The organism is Brachybacterium halotolerans subsp. kimchii, from assembly GCF_020792675.1.
Classification (GTDB): domain Bacteria; phylum Actinomycetota; class Actinomycetes; order Actinomycetales; family Dermabacteraceae; genus Brachybacterium; species Brachybacterium halotolerans.
In genome coordinates this window covers 428,774-446,161 of sequence record NZ_CP086254.1, presented here as the reverse complement: position 1 = coordinate 446,161, position 17,388 = coordinate 428,774, and the positions used below count along the sequence as shown (strand labels likewise).

Sequence of the window (17,388 nt, the reverse complement as noted above, 5' to 3'; positions counted from 1 at the left end):
ACGTCGTTCGTTCGGGGCGGTACGGAAGCTTCCCAGTGGCAGGCAGGTACCAGGCGAGCTACCTGGACCCTTCAGGGAGGCGCCGTACCGCCCCGGAAACGTTCACGGCAAAGTTGGACGCCGATGGTTGGCTGGGGCCTACCCCCGGTTCGTGGACGCGGGGGTCGTTTACGCTGCGAGCGCTAGCTTAGCGGTGTAGGCGCTCTCGTAGGCGTTGGGGGACAGGTAGCGGCACCAGGAATGGCGGCGCTTGGTGTTGTAGCGGGTCAGCCACCGGAACATCTTGCGGTGGGCGGTGAGCTCGTCGGTGAAGCACGCGGCGTCGCGGAGGACCTCGCGCTTCGCGGTCGCGTTGAACGATTCGGCCATCGCGTTGTCGGCGCTGGAGCCGACAGCCCCCATCGACTGGACCACGCCGAGCCGCTGGCAGAGCTCGGCGTATGCCTTGGAGGTATAGACCGACCCGTGGTCGCTGTGGAAGATCGCCCCGGCCAATGATCCGCGGGTCGCGGCGGCGGCCTTGAGCGCGTCGGCGACAAGGTCGGTGCGCATGTGATCGGCCAGAGCCCAGCCCACCAGGCGGCGGCTGTAGCAGTCGATCACGGTGGCGAGATAGAGGTTCCCGCCCCCGCCAGCCTCGGACAGCGGCAGGTAGGTGATGTCTCCGACGTAGCGCTGGTTCGGCGCCTCGGCGGTGAAGTCCCGACCCAGCAGGTCGGGGACGACCTGGTCGGCTGGCTCCGGCACCGTCGTGCGGTGCTTGCGCTTCTTGACGAAGCCACTGAGTCCGGCCTCGCGCATCACGCGGGCGACTCGCTTGTGGTTGACCCGGTCCTCGGGCGAGACCGCGTCGTTGAGCTCGACCGTGATCCGCGGGACGCCTTGAGCATCGTCCTTGGCGTGGATGACGCGGATCCGCTCCAGCAGACCAGCATCGGACTCCGCTCTCGCGGCTCTTCCCGCGGCACCTGTCTGCCAGGCGTAGTAGGAGGAGCGCTCGATCTCGACGAGCTCGCACAGTCGCTTCACCGGGTAGGTGGTGGAGTTCTCGGCGACGAACTGGAAGCGACTCACCAGCGCGTCTCCCCGGCGAAATACTTAGCCGCCTTCTGGAGGATCTCCCGCTCCGTGGTGAGCTTTGTCGTCTCCGCTCTGAGCTGGGCGTTCTCCGCTTCCAACCGGGCCACGCGCTGCTCGAGCGGCTCATCGGGATCCGGCGTTGCAGCGATCGGCGCGGATCGCAACGGACTGTCGGTCAGCGTGCCGTCAGCCGCGGTCTTCTTCCCGGACCCGTGGGTCTCCAGCCACTGCCGCAGCGTGCCCCGGACGATCCCGAGATCCTCCGCGATACCGCGGACCGTCGCTCCCGGGGTCGACTCATACAGGTCAACCGCCTGCTGGCGGAACTCCTCGGAGTAGTGCTTCCTAGCCATAGTTCATGATCTCGCTTCCCCAGCAAATGCTGGAATCAGCGTGTCCACGAACAAGGGTCAGGCCCCGCTCGCGATGCAGCGTGCCGCGATCGAGAGCGGATCGTGGCGCGGAAGGGACGATCGCACGACGGTCGGCGAGTTCGCGGACGAGTGGGTCAAAGCCCTCCAAGTGCGAGACCGTACGCGCTACCACTACAAGGTGAATCTGGATAAGTGGATCAAGCCGACCTTCGGCACGACTCCGCTGAGTGCTGTCACGCCGGCGATGGTGCGGACGTGGGTCGGTGGTTTCCCGCCGGACACGCCAGCGGCACGCGCGAACGCATACAGGGTTCTCTCGCAGGTGTTCCGCGCAGCAGTGGAAGAGGGACTGATGCGCGATCAGGTGTCAGCTGTGGTTAGGCCGCCAGGCTGACGGTCGGGTTCATGATGGTCTCGAATTCGATGGGGGTCAATCGGCCCAGGCGAGCCTGTCGTCGGCGTCGATGGTAGGTCCGCTCGATCCAGGTGATGATCGCGATCCGCAGCTCTTGTCGGGTCCGCCACCGCTTGCGGTTCAGGACGTTCTTCTGGAGCAGGGCGAAGAAGGACTCCATCGCGGCGTTGTCCCCGGCGGCGCCGACTTTCCCCATCGATCCGATGAGGTGATGACGGTTCAGGGCGTGCACGAATTTCCGTGACCGGAATTGGCTCCCGCGGACCGGGCGCGGCCCTCGCCGCCACGCGATTCTTTGGCCTGCCCAGCCTCTGACCGATGTCTCGACTCATCCGTCCCGGTGGACCTAGGGAGTCGAGCCCTAGGTCCACCCGAGATGGATAAGACATCGCTCAGGCTCTCACGGCGTCGCGCTACCTTGGGGACTTAGGCCCAGTCCTTGTGCGGCGACGTGCCGCCGATACCGGCGTTGAACGTATTCGTCGGATCGAGCTCCTTGAAGTGCTCTTCCATGGACTCCGGCAGCTTGTAGATACGACCGTAGTTGTGCTCGGCGGGCAGCTTCGCGCCGCGCTCCTCCAGCAGGTGCTGGATGCGGTCGTGCAGCGCCTCGGGATCCACGCCCTGCTTGGCGACATAGTCCTGGTGCATCACATGGCAGAAGAAGTGCCCGTAATACGCCTTGACCTCAAGCTGGTCGTCGATCTCCTCCGGCAGCACCTCGAGCCAGTTCCAATCGTCGCGACGCAGGGCCACATCGATGGGGATGAGCCCTGCGATGTGCCGGCGCTTCAACGCGGCGTAGCGAGTGGCGGCACTGGCCGCGCCGAACCGGTTGAGCGACGCGCTCTTTTCTTCATCAGACGTGCAGATGAAGAACTCACCAGTGTGCTCGGGCTCTGCGAAGAACTCCTTGAGCATCTTCTCGCTCGCGGCCTTCTGCGACTCGCTGACGGTGAGCAGCAGGTGATGCTCGAAACGGTTGCGGTACTCCATCATGCGCTTGGGCAGCTGGTTGGGCAGCACGCTGAACATGGCTTGCGATACCGTGTCGGCGAAGGTCGGACCAATGCCGGGAATCTTCGAGAACAAGCCGTTGGCCCACGTCTTGAACGAGAACATGCGCGTCTGCAGCGCTGGACTCATGAACTTCAGGAAGACGAAGGTGTCTTTGCCGTACTTCTCGGCCAAGTCGAAGGCACTGCGGCCCATGTACTCACCAGAGATAGGCAGCGGCATGTCGGCTTCGAGGAACAACCGACGGATCTCTTCGAGCTCGTGCGTGTTGTTCGTGCCGATGTAAAACACGGTCGGGTGCACTTCGCGAGGGAAGGTGCGGGTGCGCACCGCGAACACCATCAGCTTGCCGGCCGAGCCGGATGCCTCGAACAGGTACTCGGGGTTCGCATTGTAGCGAGCAGGCGAAGGCACGATCTTGCGCAAGTGCTCGGCGTACTCGGTCTCGTTCGAGTCTTCGGGAGCTGGGGTGACATCCTCGGGAGACCACTCGCCGCGCTGTAGACGGTCGAGTGCGACCTCAGGGTCGTCTCCGAGCGAGATGCCCAGGTGATTGACCAGCTCGACCTTGCCGTCGTCGTTGACGCGGGCGAAGATCGCTTCGCGCGTGAATGCCGGACCCTTGCGAATCTGGCTGCCGCCCGAGTTGTTCGCGATGCCGCCGATGACCGAGGCGCCGATTGATGTCGACCCGATCACCGAGTGCGGCTCGCGCTGGTGCTTGGCGAGCGCGTCGGTCAGGTGTGTCAGCGGGGTGCCCGCGAGCGAGATCGCCTCGCGCGCGTCGTTGATGAGGTGCACCTCATCGATGCGGTGAGTCGAGATGATCACAATGGGGCGATCGTAGTCTTGGAAGCCGGGGCCGGATCCACCAGTCAGGCCCGTGTTCGATGCCTGCGGGATGACGATGAGGTTGTTGTCGACGGATACCTGCAGCGCCCGCCACATCTCGACCAGCGTGCCGGGGCGCACCACGGCGAAGACTGGTCCTCCGCCGAATCGATAGCCTTTGCTGAATGGCATCGTGGCACGCTCAGAGGTCAGTACATGTTCGTCGCCGACGATTCTCTTGAACGCATCGATCGCTTCGTGCGAAGTCGTGGTGGTCTGTCCTGGTTGCGTCATCTCTAAGCTTCCTATATTCAGTTGCATCACAAGCGCGTCATGATGCTGAGGGGATGTCGCCTTGATCCGAGCTAGTCGGCACTGCCGCACGATCAGGTGACAGTTGTGGTGTCAGGCCGCGAGGGTCGCGGTGGGGTTCATGATGGTCTCGTATTCGATGGGGGTCAATCGGCCCAGGCGAGCCTGTCGGCGTCGTCGGTGGTAGGTCCTCTCGATCCAGGTGATGATCGCGATGCGGAGCTCTTCTCGGTTCCTCCAGCGCTGGCGATCCAGGACGTTCTTCTGGAGAAGCGCGAAGAAGGACTCCATCGCGGCGTTGTCCCCGGCGGCGCCGACTTTCCCCATCGATCCGATGAGGTGATGACGGTTCAGGGCGTGCACGAATTTCCGTGACCGGAATTGGCTCCCGCGGTCCGAGTGCACGATGCATCCGGCAGCATCGCGACGACGAGTCACCGCGTTGTCCAGGGCGTTCACTGCGAGACGGGCCCTCATCCGGTCGCTGATCGAGTAGCCCACGATGCGGCCGGAGAACACGTCCTTGATGGCGCAGAGGTAGAGCTTGCCCTCGTCGGTCCAGTGCTCGGTGATGTCGGTCAGCCACAGCTCGTTGACGTCATCGGTGGAGAAGTCCCGCTTCACGAGATCATCGTGGACTGGTGGCCCGGGCCGTTTCCCGTTCTTGGCCCGCTTCTTCCCGAACGCGGACCACCACTGGTTGTCCCGGCAGATCTTCCACGCGGTCCGCTCGCACATCACCTCGCCGGCCTCGGCGGCCTCGTCGACCAGGAACCGGTACCCGTACTCGGGGTCGTCGCGATGGGCGTCCACCAGGGCGTTGGCGCGGTATGCCTCGATCAGCTCGGCGTCGGTGACCTGCTGTTTGAGCCAGCGGTAGTAGGGCTGGCGGGAGAGCTTGAGAACCCGCAGGGACATCGCGACGGGGATCCCGTCAGCGGCGAGCTCGCTCACGAGCGGGTAGAACTTTTTCCCGGCAAGTTCGCCTGGGAGAGGTAAGCCGCGGCACGGCGGAGGACCTCGTTCTCCTGCTCCAGCAGGCGAACACGGCGCTTGAGCTCTCGTGTCTCGGCGGCGTCCTCGCGGGTCGTCCCGGTGCGGACCCCTGCCTCGACATCGGCTTGGCGGAGCCATTTGTGCAGCGTCATCTCGTGGACGCCGAAGTCCTTCGCGATCTGCGCGATGGTGACGCCGTCCTCACGGGACCGGGCCACTCGCACGACATCGTCGCGGAACTCTCGGGGGTAAGGAGCGGGCATGGTGCACATCCTTCCAGGCCGCCCTACGGGCAAGCCAGATCAGATGTCACCTATCCGTGCGGCAGTCCCGAACGGCGGCTGAAGGACCAGACTTGGCGTACGACCTGATGTACGGGCTCTTGATCCACGGCGACGTTGAACGGGGTGAGCGGCTCCGGCAGCGGGGTCGCTACATCTTGCACGGGTCAGCGGCCCAGCAGAAGGGGTGGGAGCCAATATTGAGAGCGCTGCGGACTATCGAGCAGGGCCGCGATGACGGGACGCTCGCGATCGGTGAACCTCTTGAAGCGCTCTGGTGAAGCCACCTGCTGACGATAGTTCGGCGGAGCAAGTCAGTCAGGTGCTATTGCACGCTAGCTGCACACGCCGAAGGCTGCAGCCTCTGACCAGGTAATATGCGGAGTTCGCTCAGACCTACGACATCTGAGCCGACTCCCCGGTGATCTGACGAAGATCCGACGAACCGGCCCTCGACCTGCGGTGACGCGTGTCGGGGGCCGGTTCTTCGCGTCCGGGCGCGATGAGCCGCGTCCGGGCGCGCTGGGCAGGACGCGATGAGCGGGGCGCGCACTGGATACGATCGCTCCATGCCCGCGCGTGCCCTGCCCTCACGCACCCCGTACGCGCTCGCCCTGCGCTGGCTCGTGCACGTGCTCCTCTACCTGCTCGTGGTGGTCGTCGCCCTGCGCACCCTGGGCGATCTGCCCTCCGCGAGCGCCCTGGCCCGTCTGGCGCTCCTGGTCCTGCTCGTGAGCGTGTACTCGATCGGGGCGCGCCGTGCCGCCGGGCGCGGCGCCGACCACCGCGGGTCGTGGCGCGCGCTCGGCCACCTGCTGCCCGCGGTCCTCGCCTGGGCGGCGTGCCTCGCACTCACCCCGGACGCGACGTGGATCGCCTTCGGTCTCGACTTCGCCGTCCTCTACGCGCTGCCGCTCGCCGGCGGCATCGTGGGGCTGGCCCTGGTCACGGGGATCGCCGTCGGCGGCTTCGCGGCCTGGCAGGGCGCTCTGCCCGTCGCCGGCGTCGTGGGGCCGGTGATCGGTGCGCTCGTCGCGCTCGCGGTGGTGCTCGCGGTGCGCGCACTCCAGGAGGAGATCGACGAGCGGACCCGCCTCGCGCGCGACCTCCTCGCCGCGCAGGAGGACCTCGCGCGCACCCAGCGCGACGCGGCCCGCGCCGAGGAGCGCACCCGCATCGCCCGCGAGCTGCACGACACCGTCGCGCAGTCGGCCCTGTCCATCCAGATGCTGCTCGACGCCTCGCGCACCTCGCTCGAGGCCGGGGACTCCCCCACAGCCCTCGGGCACCTGGGCGAGGCCCGGAGGACCGCCGCGCTCACGAGCCGGCAGACCCGCTCCTTCGTCGACCAGGACGCGACCGACGAGCGCGAGGGCATGGACCTCGTCGAGCGCCTGCGCGGCGTGATCGCGGAGATGGCGCCCGCGGCGGAGGCCTCCCCCGATGTGTCCCTCCGCTGCGAGCTCGCCCCCGGCACGCCGGCCCTCGTGCCGGCGCGGACCGCGAGCGGACTCGAGCGGATCCTGCGCTCGCTGCTGGGCAACGTCCTCCAGCACGCCGACGCCGCGCGGGCCGTCGCGACGCTCTCGGCGCAGGACGGCGACCTGGTCCTCGACGTGGTCGACGACGGCGTGGGGATGGCACCGGAGAGCCCCGAGGGCGCCGCCGAGGGCTTCGGGCTGCGCACGGTGAGGGCGCGCGCCCGGGCGCTCGGAGGCGGCATGGCGATCGAGAGCTCCCCGGGTCAGGGGACGGCGGTGCAGGTCCGCGTGCCGCTCGGCGCACCTCCGCCCGCCGGGGAGGAGACGAGGACGACGGACGAGGAGGGAGAGCAGCGATGATCCGGATCCTGGTGGTCGACGACCATGCGATCGTGCGCCGCGGTCTGGTCTGGGTGCTCGACGCCCAGGAGGACCTGCAGGTGGTCGCCGAGGCCGACTCCCCCGAGGCCGCCCGCGACCGTGCCCGGCGCGGAGACGTCGACGTGGTGCTCCTGGACCTCCAGTTCACGACGAGCAGCCTGCGGGGCAGCGCCGTGATCCCCGACCTGCGCGCAGCGGAGGACCCACCGGCCGTCGTCGTGCTCACCACCTACGACAACGACCAGGACGTGCTCGAGGCGATGGAGGCGGGCGCCTCGGGCTACCTGCTCAAGGACTCCGCTCCCGAGGAGCTGGTGGCCGCCGTGCGGCGCGCCGCGCTCGGATCCCGGGTCGTCGACGCCCGGGTGCGCTCGCGCCTGGACCCCACGGGTCCCGAGGCGCTCAGCGAGAGGGAGCGGGAGGTGCTGCTGATGGTGGCCGCCGGTCGCACGAACGCGCAGATCGCCGCCGAGCTCTTCCTCTCCCAGGCCACGGTCAAGACGCACCTCGTGCACGTCTTCGACAAACTCGGCGCCGGCAGCCGCACCGACGCGGTCGCCCGGGCGCGGGCACGCGGGATCCTCAGGCCCGACGCCTGAGCCCGGTGCAGGAGTGCAGGGCCCCGTCGGCCGGAGACCGGGCGGATCAGCCGAGCGCGTCGATCCCGCCGAGCCCGCCCTTGGACTTCAGCAGCGAGACCAGCAGCTGCTGGGGCTGGCTGCAGGTCTCGAGCACGCAGTCGTCGGCCTCGAAGGCCCAGATGCGGCGCAGCGCGGTGAATGCCTCGAACTCCTCGGGGCCCGTCTTCAGCGGGACCACGGAGTACCCGCCGGCCTCGGGGAGATGGATGATGAAGGCGCCCGTGAGCTCGGGCATCTCGCGGACGGTGCCGTCCTCGTCGAGCAGCGCCTCGGCGTTGACCACCGCGACGCCCTGCAGCGCGTAGTCGCCGCGCACCTTCTTCGAGGTCTTGATGTCGCCGCTCAGCAGCGCGCCGCCGATCCGGACGATGCAGTCCGTGGTACCCGCATAGCCCACGGTGTGGTTCACGACGGTCTGCTCGACCTCGACGAACTCGGGCTGGAACTCCTCGAGGAACCTCCCGTACCCGTCCAGGCGCACCGCGGCGCGTGCGAGGAGATCCTCGGCGCTCGGCTCCCGCGCGAAGGCGCCGCCCTCACGGCGCATGTCCTCGGCGATCGCGGAGACCTGGTCGGGCGTCGGCCGCTCACCGCTGCGCCCCCAGTCCTCGCAGGCGGCGTGCACGAGGGTGCCGAACTCGGAGGCGATCCGGGTGTGCTCCTCGGCCGCCGCGGCGATGCGCTTCTGCGTCCCCCAGCGATCGCGCGAGACGCGGGTGATCTCCGAGGCGGCGCGATCGGGATTGCGGTCCAGCCACGCGTACATGTCCAGCGCGCGCTTGGAGGCCATGGTCGCGTACCAGCCCTGCAGGTGGTCCTTCGCGCGCATCCCGGCGACCGTGGTGATCGAGGGATAGACCGGCTTGCCGTCCGGCTCGATGCGGTACATGCGCCCGCGCGCGGTCTGCTCGCTCAGCTTGGGTGTGGTCATGGCTCCTCGGAGGGACGACGGACGGGACGGCCCTGCTCAGGGTACGGCGATCGGCCGCCCCCGGGCGGGACGCTGTGGACGGGCGGGCGACGGATGTGTGCTCGCTCTCCCGTCGGCGTCCTCATCCCTCGGGGTTCCGTCCGTCCACGTCCTCATCCGACCACAGCCCCGCCGGCCGCTCGCGATGCCCGACGAACCGGGGCCGATCAGTCGCCGTCGCCGAAGATGATCTCCTCGGCGACGGTGCGCGCGTGGCGGGTGGCGCGCAGATAGTTCTCCTCGAGCTCGGAGGCGCTGCCCTCATCGCCGTCCACGAGCACCGCGACCGCGTAGAGATCGATGCGGTCGGCGGGGAGCACGTCGCCCTCGCGGCCGCGCCACAGGAAGATCGCGCGGCGCATCTGCCAGGCGAGGGTCCAGGCCCCCGTGAGGTCCTCCTGCTGCCGCGGCGTGAGCAGTTCCGCGCGTCGGGCCTCCTCGAGGATCCGCAGGGTCGTGGGGCTGCGCAGCTCGGGGACCTCGTGCCCGTGCTCGAGCACGAGCAGCTGGGCCACCCACTCGACGTCGGTCATGCTGCCGCGGCCGAGCTTGAGATGACGGGCCGGATCCGTGCCGCGGGGCAGGCGCTCGGACTCCACGCGCGCCTTCATGGTCGCGATCTCCCGTCGGGCCGACGCCCCGAGGCCGCCGCGGGGATAGCGGTGGAGGTCCATGGCGGCCTCGATCTGCTCCTGCAGATCTCGCGAGGCGACCACGACGCGTGCGCGCACGAGGGCCTGCTTCTCCCAGGTCAGGGCGTCGCGCCGGTAGTAGTCGCGCCAGGCGTCGAGGCTGCGGGCGAGCAGCCCGTTGCGCCCCTCGGGCCGCAGATCGGCGTTGACCTTCATGTCCGCACCGGCCGAGGGCGCGTTGAGGATCCGCTGCACCTGGGTCGCGATCGCGACGGCGATCGTGCCGGCCTGCTCCCCCGCGCCGCGGTCGGCGAAGACGAACTGGACGTCGGCGTCGGAGGCGTAGCCCATCTCGCGGGCCCCGAAGCTGCCCATCGCCACGAGGGCCATCTCCACGCCGAGCGCCCGCGAGGGGTCCGAGCGCCTCTCGCGCAGGTCGCGGGCGCTGAGCTCGAGGTCGTCGCGCACCGGGGCGACGTCCTCGCCGATCGCCCCGCGCTCGCGCGCGACCGCGTGGTAGGCGACCAGGAGGCCCGCCTCGAGGACGGCCTCGGCGAGGTCGGTGAGGCCGCGGGCGGCGGCGCGCGCGTCGAGCAGCCCCAGCAGGTGGGCCATGGAGATCCGCAGCAGCTCGCGCAGGCGGGCGCGTCGCAGCAGGTCCTGTGCGGATTCGATGGAATCGACGCGGCGGATGACGGCGAGGAACTCCTCGTGCAGCTTCTCGCGGCTCAGCGGCCGCAGGGTGTCGTCGCGGCCCAGCCAGCGCACGGCCTCGGGGACCTTCTCGAGCTGCTCGCCGACGAAGCGGGAGCTCGAGAGCACGCGGGTCAGGCGCCGGGCGGCGACGCCGCTGTCCCGCAGCAGGGCGAGGTACCAGTGCGCGGAGCCGATGGTGTCGGACAGACGGCGGAAGGCGAGCAGGCCCAGGTCGGGGTCGATCCCGTCGGCGAACCATTCGAGCAGCGCCGGCAGCAGCTGGCGCTGGATCGCGGCGCGCCGGGAGATGCCCTCGGTGAGCGCCCGGATGTGATCGACGGCGCGGCGCGGGTCCCGATAGCCGATCGCCGCGAGCCGGGCCCGCGCGGACACGGCCGAGAGCCGCACCTCGTCGTCGCTGAGCTGGGAGGAGGTCAGCAGCAGCGGCCGGTAGAAGATCTCCTCGTGCAGCTGCCGCACGCGTCGCCGGGTGCGCTCGTAGACGCCCCGGAAGTCCTGCGGCGCGACGCGGACGCTGCGCGCGAGGCGGCGCAGGTCGGCCTCCGCCGTGGGCAGCACCTGGGTGCGGCGCATGCGATGCAGCTGCAGACGGTGCTCGACCGTGCGCAGGAAGCGGTAGGCGCCGTCGAGCTCGACGACGTGGCGACGCGAGATGTATCCGCCGGTGCCCAGGCGCTCGAGAGCCGGCAGGGTGCCGCGCACGTGCAGAGACTCGTCGGTGCGGCCGTGGACCATCTGCAGCAGCTGCACGGTGAACTCGACGTCGCGCAGGCCCCCGGGGCCGAGCTTGATGTTGCGGTCGGCCTCCGCGTGCGGGATGTGGGCGATGACCCGTCGGCGCATGGCGCGGGTGTCCTCGACGAAGCCGTCGCGGGTGGAGGCCTGCCAGATCCAGGGCTCGACCATCTCCTCGAAGGCGTGGCCGAGCTCCGCGTCGCCGGCGACGAAGCGGGCCTTCAGCAGCGCCTGGAACTCCCAGGACTCCGCCCAGCGCTGGTAGTAGCGGCGGTAGGAGTCCAGCGAGCGCACGAGCTCGCCGTCCTTCCCCTCGGGCCGCAGGTTCGCGTCGACCTGCCAGAGGGATCCCTCCCCCGTACGGTCCGCGCACACCCGGGCGAGCTCGCGGCAGAGGGCGGAGCCGACGGCCGTCATGGTCTGCTCATCCACGTCCTCGGCGGCGGGCGCCGCGACGTAGACGACGTCCACGTCGGAGATGAAGTTGAGCTCGCGGGCCCCGGTCTTGCCCATCGCGAGCACCGCGAGGCGCACGGTCTCCTGGTCGTCGACGGCGGTGCGGGCGATCGCGAGCGCGGCCTCGAGGGACGCCCCGGCGAGGTCCGCGAGGGAGGCGGAGACGAAGGGCTGGATGGCGACGGGATCGGGCGCCGTGACGTCGGCCGCGGCGATCTGCAGGAGCCGCTCGTGGTACGCGATGCGCAGGGCGTCGCGTCCCTCGCGGCCGCTGAGCGAGGCGAGGGGGATCTCGGCGCCCGCGACCGCGCCGACCGCGCCGAGCATGCGCGCACGCACGTCCGCCGCGTCGAGCGTCAGCGTGTCCTCATCGCTGTGGAGGGCGACGGCCCGATCGGGGTGGCGGGTGAGGAAGTCGCCGAGGGCGACCGAGGTGCCCAGCACCCGGATCAGCCGCTCCCCCGGCCCGCCGGGCTCCCCGACGCTGCCGAGCAGCTCGCCGAGCTCGCGCTCGCGGCCCGCCTCGAGGGAGGCCTCCGCGAAGCGGAGCAGGCCGAGGACGGCCTCGTCGGGGTCGGGGACGCGCCCGATCGCCTCTGCCGCCCGGGGGCCGAGGCCCGCGAGGGCGGGCTCGGCGAGGAAGCGCTGGACGCGGTCGGTGCGGGTGAAGCCGAGGCGCGCGAGGGCGCCCGTCGTGCTCGGCGGCTCGGCCGACGAGGACGCGGCCGACGACGACGGCGAGGGGGACGGGGGCTGCGGGGTCATCCTGCGAAGAAGGAGGTCTCGAGCTCCCGCGAGGTCACCTGTTCGCGGTAGCGCCGCCACTCGTCGTGCTTGTTGCGCAGGAAGAACTCGAAGACCTGCTCACCGAGGGTCTCAGCCATCAGCTCGCTGCTCTCGAACACCTCGAGCGCACGGTAGAGGTCGGTGGGCAGCGGCTCGATGCCCATCGTGCGGCGCTCGCGGTCGGTGAGCTCCCAGACGGTGTCCTCCGCGCCCTCGGGCAGCTCGTACTCCTCCTCGACGCCCTTCAGCCCGGCCGCGAAGAGCACCGCGAAGGCCAGGTAGGGATTGCACGACGAGTCGGTGCCGCGGAACTCGACGCGCGAGCTGGTGCCCTTGGTGGGCTTGTGGAACGGCACGCGGACCAGCGCCGAACGGTTGTTGTGCCCCCAGGTGATGAAGCTCGGCGCCTCCTGCGCACCCCAGAGGCGCTTGTAGGAGTTCACGAACTGGTTGGTGACGGCGCAGTACTCGGAGGCGTGGCGCAGCAGGCCGGCGATGAACTGGCGGCCGGTGCGCGAGAGTCCGTACTCGGCGCCGGGCTCGTGGAAGGCGTTGCGGCCGCCCTGGAACATCGACAGATGCGTGTGCATGCCCGAGCCGGGGTGCTCGATCATCGGCTTCGGCATGAAGGTCGCGACCTGGTCCATGCCCAGCGCGACCTCCTTGACCACGGTGCGGAAGCTGAGGATGTTGTCCGCCGTGGTGAGCGCGTCCGCGTAGCGCAGGTCGATCTCGTTCTGCCCGGGCCCGTTCTCGTGGTGGGAGAACTCGACCTGGATGTTCATCTGCTCGAGGTACTTGATGACCGTGCGGCGGAAGTCCTGGCCCTGCCCCTTGTGGACGTGGTCGAAGTAGCCGGCGTTGTCGACGGGCTGCAGCGGGCGCCCCGGCGCCCACGGCTCCTTGAACAGGTAGAACTCGATCTCGGGGTGCGCGTAGAGGTCGAGCCCCTGGGCCGCGGCCCGGTCGGCGACCTGGCGCAGCACGCGCCGCGGATCGGACGCCGCGGGCTCGCCGTCGGGCGTGAGGACGTCGCACATCATCCTGCCCGTGCCCTCGACCTCGCCGCGCCACGGCAGCATCTGGAAGGTCGCGGGGTCCGGACGCAGCAGCATGTCGGACTCGTAGGCCCGGGTGAAACCCTCGATCGTGGAGCCGTCGATGCCGATGCCCTCGTCGAAGGCGGTCTCGAGGTCCTCCGGCGAGATCGCGATGGACTTCAGCGTCCCCACCACGTCGCAGAACCAGAGGCGGATGAACCGCACGTCCTTCTCGGCGACCGTGCGCAGGACAGCATCGTGGTGGCGTTCCATGGCACCAGTGTGCCGCATGGCGATGACCCCAGACGCGCGGACGCCGCCCCAGCACGATGCGCTGGAGCGGCGTCTCGGAACGGGTGCTCACATCTTGAAGTACCACTTGCCGTCGGTGGCCTTCTCCATCGGGGTCTCGTTCGAGCCCTCGATGCTCAGCGTGATGGTGCCGTCGTCCTCGGCCTTCGCGTCGAGCATGGACTCGTCCACCGCATCGACGAGCTCGGGAGTGAAGGTGTCCATCATTCCGGAGTCCTCGATCTGTTTGGCGCAGACCTTGAGCGCGGCCCCGTCGATCGGCTTCTTCGTGGTCGGGTCCATGGCGAAGCCGCAGGCCTTCTTCGCGTCCTTGTCCGCGAGAGCATTCATGAAATCGATGTACCGGGACTTGGCCGCCTTGAGGTCCGCGTCCGTGACGTCGTCCTTCGAGCCCGAATCATCGGACTTCTCGTCCGAGGAGCTGTCGTCCGACGTGCTGTCGTCCGCCGCCGACGAGTCGTCGGAGGCGGCGTCATCGCTCGAGGAGTCGTCGGTGGCCTCGTCCGAGCTCGTGTCCTCGCTCGAGGACGAGTCGTCGCTGCTGCTGTCGGAGTCCGTGGACTCCCCGGCCTTCACCTTGCCGCCGTCGTCACCGGACGCGTCGTCGGAGCTGCTGCCGCCGCACGCGGCGAGCGAGAGCGCCAGCGCGAGCGAGCCGGTCCCCACGGCGAGGCCCTTGGCGATTCCGCGGATCCTGGTCTTCATCGTTCTACCCCTCGTGATTCGGTGAGTGCCGGCCACGGTCGTGACCGCCGAGTGCCTGAATACTTGCATGGACCCTGGGAGCCCGCCATGGGGAGAACTGCCCATGGGACGGGACAGCGCACGCGTCGATGCCGCACACCCATGCCTCCGCCGCCCGCCGAGGAGCCCCGCGGCGGCTAGGCTGGGACGGCCCTGCCGCCGCCGGCAGGCCCCGCATCCGTCGCCGCCCCGTGGAGGATCCCCGTGAACACGTCTGCCATCCCGATGCCCGCCGAGCGGTCCCACCGCCCCGCGAAGGTGCGCCTGCGCCATCTGCAGGAGGCGAAGGAGGCAGGACGCACGTTCTCGATGCTCACCTCGTACGACGCGCTCAGCGCGCAGGTCTTCGAGGAGGCGGGGATCGACGTGCTGCTGGTGGGCGACTCCGCGGGCACCACCGTGCTGGGCTACGACTCTACGGTGCACACCACCCACCAGGACATGCTGACCTTCACCGGCGCCGTCTCCCGTGCGGTGCGTCGCCCCCTGGTGGTCGCGGACCTCGCCTTCGGCACCTACCAGGTCGACGCCGCCGAGGCCGTGCGCCACGGCGTCGAGCTCCTGCGCGCGGGCGCCGAGGCCGTGAAGCTCGAGGGCGGCGCCGCGCGGGCCGACACCGTGCGGGCGCTCGTCGACGCCGGGATCCCGGTCATGGGCCACCTTGGCTTCACGCCCCAGTCGGTCAACGCGCTCTCCGGGCACCGCGTGCAGGGTCGCGATCATGCCGCCGCCGACAGCCTCGCCGAGGACGCCCAGGCCCTGCAGGAGGCGGGCGCCTTCGCGGTCGTCCTCGAGCTCGTCCCGAGCGAGGTCGCCGGACGCATCACCGAGTTCCTCGAGATCCCCACGATCGGGATCGGCGCGGGACCGGACTGCGACGGGCAGGTGCTCGTGTGGCAGGACATGGCGGGTCTGTCCGGCTTCGAGGGTCGCTTCGTGCGGCGCTTCGCCGATCTGCGGGGCGAGCTGCTGCGCGCGGCGAGCGACTACCGCACCGCCGTGGAGAGCCGGGAGTACCCCACGGCCGAGCACTCCTTCGAGTGATGTCCTCGTTCGAGTGACGGCCGCGGGGAGGTCTCACTCCTCGTCCCAGTCCTCGTCCTCGCCCTCCCAGGCCTCGTTCCGCTGGGCGGCGGTCCTCAGCGCGGACGCCGCCTTCTCGCGGGTCGGGTAGGGGCCCATGAGCTCGCTGCCCGAGGACTGCTTGCCCTCCTCGACCTCGCCGGTGTCCATGTTGTAGTAGAACTCGCTCTGGCTCATCGACTGCTCCTGACTGTGCGGTGAGAGACTGCCCCCATGACTGTAGAGCAGCGATGGATCCGTCCGGAGGGCCGCGAGGCCCTGGTCCCCGGGAGGGTCGGCCCTTCGCGGGCGGTGCCGGCCTCGATCGAGCGACCGGAGTACGTGGGCAAGGACGAGGCGGCCTCCGATTCCGGCCCCCACGTGCAGAGCCAGGACATCATCGAGCGCATGCGCGAGCCCTCCCGGATCGCCGCTCTCGCGCTGCAGGCCGCGGGCGAGGCGGCCGTCCCCGGCGCCACGACCGACGACATCGACGCCGTCGTCCATGACGTGATGGTCTCCCACGGCGCCTATCCGTCGACGCTCGGCTACCTGGGCTTCCCGAAGTCCTGCTGCACGAGCCTGAACGAGGTCGTCTGCCATGGCATCCCCGACTCGACCGTCATGCAGTCCGGCGACATCCTCAACGTCGACGTCACCGCCTTCAAGAACGGCGTGCACGGCGACACCAATGCCACCTTCCTCGTCGGCGAGGTCGACCCGCGCGTCGCCGAGCTCGTCGAGCGCAGCGAGGAGGCGATGATGCGCGGGATCCGCGCCGGCCGCGCCGGGAGGCAGGTCAACGTGATCGGCCGCGTCATCGAGAAGTACGTGGGCCGCTTCGGCTACGAGTCCGTGCACGACTTCACGGGCCACGGCGTCGCCGAGGGCTTCCACAACGGCCTGGTGATCCCCCACTACGACTCCGCGCCGATGTTCGACGACGTGATCGAGCAGCGCATGACGTTCACGGTCGAGCCGATGGTCACTCTCGGCTCCCAGGACTGGGAGCAGTGGGACGACGGCTGGACGGTGGTCACGAAGGACCGCTCCTTCACCGCCCAGTTCGAGCACACGCTCGTGATCACGGACGACGGCTTCGAACTGCTGACCGTCGTCTGACCATCCCGGGGCGCGGCACACCGTCGACCGCGGACATGTCCTGCACGCGGGCGATGTCCGGTTGATCCCGTCCGCTCTGTCACACTGTCACCAGCTCGCGGGCACCGGCCCGGACGGAGCGCCATCGGAGGGCCCGCGCTGCTCGGTTCGCGGCCCGTGCGAGGAGAGACCATGAGCAAGGAAGCATTCGGCATCGACATCGGCGGCAGCGGCATCAAGGGCGCCCCGGTGAACCTCAAGAAGGGCAGGCTCGCCGACGACCGGCTGCGCATCCCCACCCCGCAGCCCTCGGTGCCCGACGCGGTCGCCGACACCGTCGCCCAGCTCATCGGCTCCTTCGACATCGACGAGGACATGCCGGTGGGCGTCACCTTCCCCGCGGTCATCCAGCACGGCGTCGCCAAGACCGCGGCGAACGTCGACGACTCCTGGATCGGGACCGACGTGGACGCGCTGCTGACCGAGCGCACCGGCCACGACGTGTTCGTGGTCAACGACGCGGACGCCGCCGGGATCGCCGAGATGGAGTTCGGGGCGGGCGCCGGGCAGAAGGGCGTCGTGCTGATGACCACGCTCGGCACGGGCGTGGGCAGCGCGCTGTTCAACGACGGCGAGCTCGTGCCGAACACCGAGCTGGGCCACATCCTCTACAAGGGCGAGAGCTACGAGAAGTACATGGCCGACTCGGCGCGCGAGCGCAGCCACCTGAGCTGGGCGGAGTGGGCCGAGCGTCTGCAGGGCTACTACGAGCTGCTCGAGTTCCTGTTCACGCCCGATCTGATCATCGTCGGCGGCGGGGTCTCGAAGAAGCACGAGAAGTTCCTGCCGCTCCTGGACCTGAAGGCCCCGATCGTCCCCGCGGGGCTGCGCAACGAGGCCGGCATCATCGGCGCGGCCGTGCTCGCCCGCAAGGAGCGCAAGAAGCTCAAGAAGGACAAGAAGGACAAGAAGAAGGGCTGACCTGCATGACCGAGGGAAGCAGCCGCACGGGGCATCCGTGCGG

The 17,388-nt window shown here is 69.5% G+C and carries 14 protein-coding genes and 1 pseudogene; 6 read left to right on the top strand and 9 right to left on the bottom strand.

The genetic code is table 11. The annotated features are described in order from the left end of the window. Positions 1–168 precede the first annotated feature (168 nt). Positions 169–1,433 (bottom strand): IS3 family transposase gene (locus Bra3105_RS02055; protein ID WP_407650884.1). Its coding sequence is split into 2 segments (ribosomal slippage): positions 169–1,091 and positions 1,091–1,433, totalling 1,266 coding nucleotides; the frame shifts between segments, so codons are not numbered across the junction. Between the two features lie 40 nt (positions 1,434–1,473). Between Bra3105_RS02055 and Bra3105_RS02050 the strand changes: the two genes are divergently transcribed. Then, entirely contained in the window at positions 1,474–1,848 is a 375-nt protein-coding gene (locus Bra3105_RS02050; protein ID WP_228358402.1) for an N-terminal phage integrase SAM-like domain-containing protein, read from the top strand. On the opposite strand, the pseudogene Bra3105_RS02045 reads toward Bra3105_RS02050, so the two are convergent. The 3 genes and pseudogenes from Bra3105_RS02045 to Bra3105_RS02035 all read right to left on the bottom strand — a co-directional run. Beyond that, a pseudogene (locus Bra3105_RS02045) lies at positions 1,832–2,131 on the bottom strand (integrase core domain-containing protein); the annotation flags it as partial. The gene Bra3105_RS02050 and the pseudogene Bra3105_RS02045 sit on opposite strands and share 17 nt — an antisense overlap. Positions 2,132–2,295: 164 nt before the next feature. Continuing rightward, complete coding sequence (gene dld / locus Bra3105_RS02040; RefSeq protein ID WP_013161533.1) at positions 2,296–4,011, bottom strand: D-lactate dehydrogenase; 1,716 nt, start codon at positions 4,009–4,011, stop codon at positions 2,296–2,298. Positions 4,012–4,122: 111 nt separating this feature from the next. Continuing rightward, positions 4,123–5,288, bottom strand: a protein-coding gene (locus tag Bra3105_RS02035) for an IS3 family transposase (protein WP_228358114.1) whose coding sequence is annotated in 2 segments (ribosomal slippage) — positions 4,123–5,013 and positions 5,016–5,288 — 1,164 coding nt in all. Because the reading frame shifts where the segments join, the coding sequence is not laid out codon by codon here. Positions 5,289–5,875: 587 nt separating this feature from the next. Between Bra3105_RS02035 and Bra3105_RS02030 the strand changes: the two genes are divergently transcribed. Continuing rightward, entirely contained in the window at positions 5,876–7,147 is a 1,272-nt protein-coding gene (locus Bra3105_RS02030) for a sensor histidine kinase (RefSeq protein WP_228358401.1), read from the top strand. Further along, positions 7,144–7,767, top strand: coding sequence for a response regulator (locus Bra3105_RS02025; RefSeq protein WP_152352905.1), 624 nt, complete (start codon positions 7,144–7,146; stop codon positions 7,765–7,767). Before Bra3105_RS02030 ends, Bra3105_RS02025 begins: the two co-directional genes overlap by 4 nt. A 46-nt stretch (positions 7,768–7,813) precedes the next feature. Here Bra3105_RS02025 and Bra3105_RS02020 read toward each other — a convergent pair whose 3' ends face one another. From Bra3105_RS02020 to Bra3105_RS02005, 4 genes are all read right to left on the bottom strand, one after another. Beyond that, a complete protein-coding gene (locus Bra3105_RS02020; RefSeq protein WP_152352904.1) occupies positions 7,814–8,740 on the bottom strand; it encodes a PD-(D/E)XK nuclease family protein in 927 nt (308 codons plus the stop codon). 206 nt (positions 8,741–8,946) lie between these two features. Further along, positions 8,947–12,084, bottom strand: coding sequence for a bifunctional [glutamine synthetase] adenylyltransferase/[glutamine synthetase]-adenylyl-L-tyrosine phosphorylase (locus Bra3105_RS02015; protein ID WP_228358400.1), 3,138 nt, complete (start codon positions 12,082–12,084; stop codon positions 8,947–8,949). Next, positions 12,081–13,418: a glutamine synthetase family protein gene (locus tag Bra3105_RS02010; protein WP_200500751.1), complete on the bottom strand. Its 1,338-nt coding sequence runs from the start codon at positions 13,416–13,418 to the stop codon at positions 12,081–12,083. Before Bra3105_RS02010 ends, Bra3105_RS02015 begins: the two co-directional genes overlap by 4 nt. Before the next feature lie 87 nt (positions 13,419–13,505). Further along, positions 13,506–14,162 carry a hypothetical protein gene (locus Bra3105_RS02005; RefSeq protein ID WP_228358399.1) on the bottom strand — a complete coding sequence of 219 codons (657 nt, stop codon included), beginning with the start codon at positions 14,160–14,162 and terminating at the stop codon, positions 13,506–13,508. Positions 14,163–14,426: 264 nt separating this feature from the next. On the opposite strand from Bra3105_RS02005, the gene panB reads away from it, so the two are divergent. Next, complete coding sequence (gene panB / locus Bra3105_RS02000; protein ID WP_228359583.1) at positions 14,427–15,245, top strand: 3-methyl-2-oxobutanoate hydroxymethyltransferase; 819 nt, start codon at positions 14,427–14,429, stop codon at positions 15,243–15,245. Positions 15,246–15,278: 33 nt separating this feature from the next. Here the strand turns inward: panB and Bra3105_RS01995 are convergent, their stop codons facing one another. Beyond that, positions 15,279–15,461, bottom strand: coding sequence for an SPOR domain-containing protein (locus tag Bra3105_RS01995; RefSeq protein ID WP_200500753.1), 183 nt, complete (start codon positions 15,459–15,461; stop codon positions 15,279–15,281). A gap of 36 nt (positions 15,462–15,497) precedes the next feature. On the opposite strand from Bra3105_RS01995, the gene map reads away from it, so the two are divergent. Further along, the gene (gene map / locus Bra3105_RS01990; RefSeq protein WP_200500754.1) at positions 15,498–16,385 is read left to right on the top strand and encodes a type I methionyl aminopeptidase; all 888 of its coding nucleotides are present in this window, start codon (positions 15,498–15,500) and stop codon (positions 16,383–16,385) included. 171 nt (positions 16,386–16,556) lie between these two features. Beyond that, entirely contained in the window at positions 16,557–17,345 is a 789-nt protein-coding gene (gene ppgK / locus Bra3105_RS01985) for a polyphosphate--glucose phosphotransferase (RefSeq protein WP_228358398.1), read from the top strand. Positions 17,346–17,388 lie beyond the last annotated feature (43 nt).

What these genes read in the sequence shown, in the direction of transcription:
- dld (WP_013161533.1), bottom strand. Translation starts at nt 4,011, where the DNA reads ATGACGCAACCAGGACAGACCACCACGACTTCGCACGAAGCGATCGAT.
- Bra3105_RS02030 (WP_228358401.1), top strand. Translation starts at nt 5,876, where the DNA reads ATGCCCGCGCGTGCCCTGCCCTCACGCACCCCGTACGCGCTCGCCCTG.
- Bra3105_RS02025 (WP_152352905.1), top strand. Translation starts at nt 7,144, where the DNA reads ATGATCCGGATCCTGGTGGTCGACGACCATGCGATCGTGCGCCGCGGT.
- Bra3105_RS02020 (WP_152352904.1), bottom strand. Translation starts at nt 8,740, where the DNA reads ATGACCACACCCAAGCTGAGCGAGCAGACCGCGCGCGGGCGCATGTAC.
- Bra3105_RS02015 (WP_228358400.1), bottom strand. Translation starts at nt 12,084, where the DNA reads ATGACCCCGCAGCCCCCGTCCCCCTCGCCGTCGTCGTCGGCCGCGTCC.
- Bra3105_RS02010 (WP_200500751.1), bottom strand. Translation starts at nt 13,418, where the DNA reads ATGGAACGCCACCACGATGCTGTCCTGCGCACGGTCGCCGAGAAGGAC.
- Bra3105_RS02005 (WP_228358399.1), bottom strand. Translation starts at nt 14,162, where the DNA reads ATGAAGACCAGGATCCGCGGAATCGCCAAGGGCCTCGCCGTGGGGACC.
- panB (WP_228359583.1), top strand. Translation starts at nt 14,427, where the DNA reads ATGCCCGCCGAGCGGTCCCACCGCCCCGCGAAGGTGCGCCTGCGCCAT.
- Bra3105_RS01995 (WP_200500753.1), bottom strand. Translation starts at nt 15,461, where the DNA reads ATGAGCCAGAGCGAGTTCTACTACAACATGGACACCGGCGAGGTCGAG.
- map (WP_200500754.1), top strand. Translation starts at nt 15,498, where the DNA reads ATGACTGTAGAGCAGCGATGGATCCGTCCGGAGGGCCGCGAGGCCCTG.
- ppgK (WP_228358398.1), top strand. Translation starts at nt 16,557, where the DNA reads ATGAGCAAGGAAGCATTCGGCATCGACATCGGCGGCAGCGGCATCAAG.